Source organism: Chromatiales bacterium, from assembly GCA_014762505.1.
Taxonomy (GTDB): Bacteria; Pseudomonadota; Gammaproteobacteria; order SpSt-1174; family SpSt-1174; genus SpSt-1174.
On record JABURS010000028.1, the window covers coordinates 112,542 to 120,106 of the forward strand.

The following is a 7,565-nucleotide window of genomic DNA, read 5'->3' on the forward strand; positions in this document are numbered from 1 at the left end:
TGCATGCCATGGTATCGATTCACGCGCGTATCGCCAACGAGCTCGCCGTTCGCGACAACCAAGTGCTGGCCGCCGTACAGCTGCTCGACGAGGGGGCAACGGTGCCCTTCATCGCCCGCTACCGCAAGGAGGTGACGGGTGGGCTGGACGACACGCAGCTGCGTAATCTCGAGGAGCGGCTGCGCTACCTGCGCGAGCTCGAGGACCGTCGCGAGACCGTGCTCAAGAGCATCGAGGAGCAGGGCAAGCTCACGCCCGAGCTCGAGAAACAGGTGCGGGCGGCGGAGACCAAGACCACGCTCGAAGACATCTACCTGCCGTACAAGCCCAAGCGCCGCACCAAGGCGCAGATCGCCCGCGAGGCGGGGCTCGAGCCGCTGGCGCATGATCTGCTCAACGACCCGACGCGCGACCCGCAGGCCGAGGCCGCGAAATACATCGATGCCGAGAAGGGCGTGGCCGACGAGAAGGCCGCGCTCGACGGGGCGCGCCAGATCCTGATGGAGGACCTCGCCGAGGATGCGGAGCTGATCGGCAGCCTGCGCGAACGCCTGTGGAACGAGGGCGTGCTGAGTTCGCAGGTGGTGGTCGGGCAGGAGCAGGCCGGTGCCAAGTTCTCCGATTACTTCGACTTCGCCGAGCCCATCCACAAGGTCCCCTCGCATCGCGCCCTGGCGCTGTTTCGTGGGCGCAACGAGAACGTGCTGCAGCTCAATCTCGACCTGCCGGTGACCGAGGGGCAGGCCCATCCTGCCGAACTCGCCATCGCCGAGCGTGCCGGCATCGAGGACCGCGGCCGCCCCGCGGATGCCTGGCTGCTGGAGACGGCGCGCTGGGCCTGGCGCGTGAAGATCCACCTGAAGCTGGATCTCGACCTCAAGATGCGCCTGCGCGAGGCGGCCGAGGAGGAGGCGATCAAGGTCTTCGCCCGCAACCTGCACGACCTGCTGCTGGCCGCGCCGGCCGGTGCGCGCGCGACCCTCGGGCTGGACCCGGGGCTGCGCACCGGGGTGAAGGTGGCGGTGGTGGATGCCACCGGCAAGCTGGTCGATACCGCCACCATCTATCCGCACGTGCCGAAGAACCAGTGGGACCAGTCCATCGCCGTGCTGGCGGCGCTGGCGAAGAAGCACGGTGTGCAGCTGATCAGCATCGGCAACGGCACGGCCTCGCGCGAGACCGACAAGCTCGCCGCCGACCTCATCAGGCGCCATCCCGAACTGCGGCTGACCAAGGTCATGGTGAGCGAGGCGGGCGCCTCCGTGTACTCGGCCTCCGAACTGGCGGCCAACGAATTTCCGGACCTCGACGTCTCGCTGCGCGGCGCAGTCTCCATCGCCCGCCGCCTGCAGGACCCGCTGGCGGAGCTGGTGAAGATCGAGCCCAAGTCCATCGGTGTCGGCCAGTACCAGCACGACGTGAACCAGAGCCAGCTCGCCCGCTCGCTGGAGGCGGTGGTGGAGGACTGCGTGAACGCCGTCGGCGTGGACCTCAACATGGCCTCCGCCCCGCTGCCCGCGCGCGTCTCCGGACTGAGCGCGACCCTGGCGGCCAACGTGGTGGCACATCGCGACGCGCACGGCGCCTTTCGCAACCGCGCCGAGCTGCTCAAGGTCACCCGCCTGGGCGAGAAGGCCTTCGAGCAGTGCGCGGGCTTCCTGCGCATCATGGACGGCGACAATCCGCTGGATGCCTCGGCCGTGCACCCCGAGGCCTACCCGGTGGTGGAGCGCATCGTGGCCACGAGCGGCCGCGAGGTGAAGTCGCTGATCGGTGACACGGGTTTTCTGCGCAGCCTGAGGCCCGATGACTATACGGACGAGCGCTTCGGCCTGCCGACGGTGAAGGACATCCTCGCCGAGCTCGACAAGCCGGGTCGCGATCCCCGTCCCGAGTTCAAGACCGCCGAGTTCCGTGAGGGCGTGGAAGAGCTCAAGGACCTGAAGGACGGCATGATCCTGGAGGGCGTGGTCACCAACGTCACCAACTTCGGCGCCTTCGTCGACATCGGCGTGCACCAGGATGGGCTGGTCCACATCTCGGCCATGAGCGACAAGTTCATCAAGGACCCGCACGAGGTGGTCAAGGCCGGCGACGTGGTCAAGGTGAAGGTCATGGAGGTGGACCTCCAGCGCCGCCGCGTGGGGCTGTCCATGCGCCTTGCCGATGATCCACGCGACGCGGAGCGGCCCGCCGCGCGCGAGAAGCCGCGGGGAGGTCGCCCTGCCGGCGGCAAGCCGCGCGGTGGTGCGCCGCAGGCCCAGCCTGCCGGGGCCATGGCCGAGGCCCTGAAGAACGCGCTCAAGCGCTGAGACGACAACGCCGCTCATCGAGCGGCGTTGTCGTTTCCGGGTATCCAGTGTGGGTGGGTGCCGGGGGCGGGCGTGTTTATCCCCGGGCCGGAAAGGCCCAACAGGTTGTTGATAAACGGCCTGTTGGGCAAGCCATGGATGGCTTGCACGGAAATCAATCACGGTAAGTGATTGATTTCCGGAGACCGTCGCGGGCGTGTACCGCGACGAGGCGAGTTGAAAAAGGGCAGGACAGCCCTTTATTCAACACCCTGCTAAGATCAGGCCATGACCACCGCATCCGCCCCGCGACAGGTGGCGCTGTTCGTCACCTGCCTCGCCGACCTCTACCGTCCCTCGGTGGGCTTTGCCGCCGTTCGCCTGCTCGAACAGGCCGGTTGCGCAGTGACGGTGCCCGAGCTGCAGACCTGCTGCGGGCAGCCCGCCTACAACAGCGGCGACAACGCCACCGCCGCCGCCCTCGCGCGGCAGGTGATCGCCGCCTTCGAGGGCTTCGATTACACCGTGCTGCCCTCGGGCTCCTGCACGGGCATGATCCGCCACTATCCGCGCCTGTTCGAGGATGATCCCGCCTGGCAGGCCCGCGCACAGGCGCTGGCGGAGCGCACCCATGAGCTCACCAGCTTCCTGGTCGAGGTCTGCGGCCTGCAGGCCGTGGACGCGGCCTATGACGAGACCGTCACCTACCACGACAGCTGCGCCGGCCTGCGCGAGCTGGGCATCAAACACCAGCCCCGCCAGTTGCTGGGCTCCGTGAGAAACCTCGCATTGACCGAACTGGCGGATGCGGAGGTCTGCTGCGGTTTCGGCGGCACCTTCTGCGTGAAGTACCCCGAGATCTCCGGGCGCATGGTCGCCGACAAGGCCGCGGACATCACGCACACGGGCGCCACCACCGTGCTCGGCGGCGACCTCGGCTGCCTGCTCAACATCGCCGGCCGCCTCAAGGCCGAGGGCAGTGCGGTGAAGGTCTATCACGTCGCCGAGGTGCTGGCAGGCATGACCGGCCATGCGGCCCTGGGAGAGCCGGATGGCCGTGAGGAGTGAGGCCGTAGACGTGAGGCGGACGCGATGTGTCTTTGCCACCGAGGGCACCGTTTCCATAGGGCGGCCCGTGGCCGCCGACCACAGGGCGCACTGGCAGGCAGACATGCGGCGGCCACGGGCCGCCCTATACGGTCGTGAGGCGATGGACCTGGCGCTGCACGCCACAGATGTTGAATGCATCTGGCCACAGAGGACACGGAGCACACAGAGGCAATCGCGAGAATGGTTTTCCTCTGTGTACTCTGTGACCTCTGTGGCGACCAGACTTTCCGCCCAACGCCCATGACCCAGTCGCGTAGCCACGAATTCAGGCAGCGTGCCGTGGAGGCCCTCCACGACGAGACGCTGCGCAGCGCCCTGGGTCGTGCGAAGGACGGCTTCGTCCTCAAGCGGCGCCTGGCCTTCGAGGCCCTGCCCGAGTACGAGGCCCTGCGCGAGCGCGCCGTGGCCATCAAGAACCACAGCCTCGAACATCTCGACTATTACCTGGAACGCTTCGAGCAGCAGGTGCTCGACCGGGGCGGGCAGGTGCACTGGGCCGCCACGGCCGAGGAGGCCCAGCGCATCGTGGTGTCGATCTGTGAGGCCGCGGGCGCGCGCAGCGTCACCAAGGGCAAGTCCATGGTGGGCGAGGAGGTGGGCGTGAACGCAGCGCTGGAGGCCGCCGGCATGGAGGTGGTGGAGACGGATCTCGGCGAATACATCATCCAGCTCGCCAAGGAACCGCCCAGCCACATCATCGCGCCGGCCGTGCACAAGACGCGCGAGCAGATCGCCACGCTGTTCCACGAACACCACGCGAAATACGGGCTCACCGAGAAGCTCAGCGAGATCCCGGACATCGTCAACGAGGCGCGCCAGGTGCTGCGCGACAAGTACCTCGCGGCAGACGTCGGCATCACCGGCGCCAACTTCCTCATCGCCGAGACCGGTTCCGGCATCATCGTCACCAACGAGGGCAACGGCGATCTCACCAATACCTTGCCGAAGGTGCACATCGTCACCGCCGGCATCGAGAAGGTGGTGCCCACGCTGGAAGATGCCACCACGCTGCTGCGCCTGCTCGCGCGCAGCGCCACCGGCCAGCCCATCACCAGCTACACCACGCTCTTCACCGGCCCGCGTCGCGCCGGCGATCCCGACGGCCCGGAGCAGTTCCACGTGGTGCTGGTGGACAACGGCCGCAGCGCCATGCTCAAGGACGAATTCCGCGAGATGCTGCGCTGCATCCGCTGTGGTGCCTGCATGAACCACTGCCCGGTGTACGGCGCCATCGGCGGTCACGCCTACGGCTGGGTCTATCCCGGCCCCATGGGCTCCGTGCTCACGCCGCTCACCCTCGGCCTGCGCGAGGCGAAGGACCTGCCCAATGCCTGCACCCTCAACGGTCGCTGCGCCGAGGTCTGCCCCGTGAACATCCCGCTGCCGGAGCTGCTGCGCAGCCTGCGCCACCGGCAGTTCCAGCATCACATCGGTACCCGGCGCGCGCGCTGGGCGCTGGCGGCCTGGGGCTGGCTGGCGCGGCAGCCGCGGCTCTACCGGCGTGTCACGGCCCTTGAGGCGCGCGTGCTGCGCTTGCTGGGCGGGCGTCGCGGCCACCTCCGCGCGATGCCGCTGGCCGGCAACTGGTTCCGCGGCGGGCGCGTGCTGCCGGTCCCGCAGGGCGAGACCTTCATGGCGGCCTGGCGCCGGAGAGAAAAGGGCAGGGGAGAGACAGGATGAACGACGCCCGCGCGAACATCCTCGCGGCGATTCGGCGCGGCCTGGGCCGCGACCAGCTGTCTTCGGCCACGCGCGACACCCTGGCCCTGCACCTGCGTGGCGATGCCGGCGAGACCACGCTGCGCCCGCAGCTGCCGCCGGGCAACCTGCCCGACGTCTTCCGTGCCCGGCTGGAGGCCGCGGCGGGCACGCTGGAGGGCTTGCCGGACGAGGTCGGTGTGCCTGGGCAGGTGGCGCGCTATCTCGCCACCCACCAGCTCGCCGGACCGCTCGCCGTCGCCCCATCACTGCAGGCGCTGGACTGGGCGGGCGCGAGCCTCGCGCCACGCTTCGGTCGCAGCCATGGCGGCGAGCCGGTCTGTGTCAGTCGCGCCTTCTGCGCCATCGCCGAGACCGGCAGCCTGATGCTGCTCTCCGGGCCCGGGAATCCCACCAGCCTCAACTTCCTGCCGGATCACCACCTCGTGGTCGTCCATGCCCGCGATCTCGTCCGTCATCTCGAGGATGCCTGGATGCGCCTGCGCGCCCGCGACGGCGACTGGCCCCGCACCGTCAATCTCATCACCGGCCCGTCGCGCACCGCCGACGTGGAACAGACCATCCAGCTCGGCGCGCATGGCCCGCGCAGCCTGCACGTGCTATGGGTTGAATAGGCGAGCGAGTCCATTTGCCGGCGGCAGAACGCCGGTGACCGTTTGAAGGCGGCGCGAGGTCGGTCATGCACAGGGACGAAGACAGACAGCCGGACACCCTGCAGCGCAACGTGCCGTTGCTCGGGGTGGTGAGCTTCATCAACGACACCTCCAGCAAGATGATCCTGCCCCTGCTGCCGCTCTTCATCGTGCAGCTCGGCGGCGGCGGGCTGGCCGTCGGGCTGGTGGCGGGCCTCGGCGACGCGCTGGCCAGCCTCACCAAGTGGTTTGCCGGCCACTGGTCCGACCGGCTCGGGCGGCGCAAGGGCTTCGTCCTCGTGGGCTATCTGCTCTCCGCGCTGGCCAAGCTGGGACTCGCCGCCGCCACGCACTGGGGGCAGGTGCTCGCGCTGCGCTCGGGCGAGCGGCTGGGCAAGGGCCTGCGCGCGGCACCGCGCGACGCCCTGCTGGCCGCCTCCACCACGCGCGAGCGGCGCGGTCGCGGCTTCGGCCTGCACCGCGCCATGGATTCGGCCGGCGCCCTCATCGGCACCCTGGTCGTCTTCGCCCTCTACTGGTGGCTGGACTGGGGCTTCGGGCAGCTGTTCCTGCTGGCGGGGCTGCTCGGGCTCGCCTCCGTGCTGCCCCTGGTCTGGGTGCGGGAGCCGGTGACGGTCGTGAAAAAGGCCGCTGCCTGGCCCACCGGGCCACTGCCGGCCGGCCTGCGGCCGGTACTCCTCGCCTCGGGCCTGTTCGCCCTCGGCAACTTCAGCTACATGTTCTTCGTCCTGCGCAGCGCCACGGCCTTCGACGACCGCCTGGCCGTCGCCATACCCATCCTGCTGTACGCGCTCTTCCAGTTCACCTACACCTTCTTCGCCTACCCGGCAGGACGCCTCTCCGACCGCATCGGCCGTCGGCGCGTCGTGCTGGCGGGCTACCTCATCTTTGCCCTGGTGAGCCTCGGCTTCGCGATGCTCGACGGCATCGCTGCCCATGTCATGCTCTTCGCGCTCTACGGCATCAGCTACGCCCTGGTCGAGGCCAGCAGCCGCGTCCTGGTGGCCGACCTCGCCCCCGAGCTGCAGCGTGGCGGCGTGCTCGGCCTCTATTACCTGGTGATCAGCCTCGCCGCACTGCCGGCCGCCCTGATCGCCGGCCTGCTCTGGGACCTCGATCCCGTCTGGACCTTCGTCTACGGCGGGAGCCTGGCGTTCGCCGCGTCACTGGTGATGGGACTTGCCGTGCACGAGCCGCACGTGGATAACTAGACGCATCAATCACAGCTGGAGTCATGCGATGAATGATGAATACGAACTGGAAATGAGCCCCCTGTGCCAGGATGTCACCGAAGGCGATGACAGCGTGCGTATCGAGATCTACCGGGGAGAGAGCGAAGGCTGGTTCCTCGAGGTCATCGACGCCTACGGCAACTCGACGATGAATTCCCGACGGATGCCGCCGCGCTGGAAGAGGCCATGGCGACGATACGGGAAGAGGGCATCGGCGTGCTGATCGGAAGTGATGCGCCATAGTCCGGGGTCCGGTCTGTGTTATAGACACGCCTGTAGCAGCACTGCCGTTTTCTGGTATCCTTTGAATTAAAGCGTGTATCAACCACGCCGCAAGACACACAATCAGGGAAGTATCTCCAGATGGATCTGGCCGCACTCTGCAAGTCGCCCCTCCCCCCCCCGCCTGCACACCTGTGCCCATATCGTGGCAAACCGGACCTGAGCTTCGAGAAATAGCCATAGGCCGGGATGTGGCACTGCAAGACCTGAGGCACCCCTGATTTTCCGGACACCCAGATAAGGGGATAATGCCCCGGAGAGGTGTCCGATGCAAAAGC

Annotated in this window: 5 protein-coding genes and 1 pseudogene; all 6 read left to right on the forward strand. The window is 68.2% G+C overall.

The annotated features are described in order from the left end of the window. Positions 1-8 precede the first annotated feature (8 nt). Positions 9-2,312 carry an RNA-binding transcriptional accessory protein gene (locus tag HUJ28_03280; GenBank protein MBD3618470.1) on the forward strand — a complete coding sequence of 768 codons (2,304 nt, stop codon included), beginning with the start codon at positions 9-11 and terminating at the stop codon, positions 2,310-2,312. Positions 2,313-2,579: 267 nt separating this feature from the next. Continuing rightward, entirely contained in the window at positions 2,580-3,359 is a 780-nt protein-coding gene (locus tag HUJ28_03285) for a (Fe-S)-binding protein (protein ID MBD3618471.1), read from the forward strand. A 282-nt stretch (positions 3,360-3,641) separates the two neighbouring features. Continuing rightward, positions 3,642-5,081, forward strand: a complete 1,440-nt coding sequence (locus HUJ28_03290) for an iron-sulfur cluster-binding protein (protein ID MBD3618472.1) — start codon at positions 3,642-3,644, stop codon at positions 5,079-5,081. After that, on the forward strand, positions 5,078-5,734 hold the full coding sequence (locus HUJ28_03295) for a lactate utilization protein (protein MBD3618473.1): 657 nt from the start codon (positions 5,078-5,080) through the stop codon (positions 5,732-5,734). The genes HUJ28_03290 and HUJ28_03295 overlap by 4 nt, the downstream gene beginning before the upstream one ends. A gap of 65 nt (positions 5,735-5,799) precedes the next feature. Next, positions 5,800-6,984, forward strand: a complete 1,185-nt coding sequence (locus HUJ28_03300) for an MFS transporter (protein ID MBD3618474.1) — start codon at positions 5,800-5,802, stop codon at positions 6,982-6,984. Positions 6,985-7,012: 28 nt separating this feature from the next. Continuing rightward, a pseudogene (locus tag HUJ28_03305) lies at positions 7,013-7,248 on the forward strand (hypothetical protein). Positions 7,249-7,565 lie beyond the last annotated feature (317 nt).